The following is a 396-nucleotide window of genomic DNA, read 5'->3' on the forward strand; positions in this document are numbered from 1 at the left end:
AGTTGGCAGGACGCGAGCGTGACACTAAAGCGGACCTTCGCGGGCTTTGATCTGACCGTTGGTTATGCTCGGGCCTGGAATGAAGCCGGCATGTACAAGCACTACACCACGGGCATTCCAGACAGCTGGGGACGCACTCACGTTTCGAATCCAATTGACGGAACCACATTCGTGACCGTGGGCTGGACCTTCTAGATGCGTGCAGCACGGCCAACCTATGCTACGCGTCACCGCCTCGCCCGCGCACGAATGATCTTGCCCGACTGCAATCGGGCAGTCACGGGGCCGACACGCCTACGGCGACAACACGCACCGGAGCCATGCCTTCGAAGTAGATTGGCATACAGCTACCTGGACCTGCAGCTTCCCCCGTCTCAGCACTGACTCATTCCTTAC

At 59.3% G+C, this 396-nt stretch carries 1 pseudogene; it reads left to right on the forward strand.

What is annotated here, in order from left to right:
- Positions 1–195: pseudogene (locus tag LG367_RS18050) on the forward strand (TorF family putative porin); the annotation flags it as partial.
- Between the last annotated feature and the right edge of the window lie 201 nt (positions 196–396).

Origin of the sequence: Luteimonas panaciterrae (genome assembly GCF_020511115.1) — a bacterium.
GTDB lineage: Bacteria > Pseudomonadota > Gammaproteobacteria > Xanthomonadales > Xanthomonadaceae > Luteimonas > Luteimonas panaciterrae.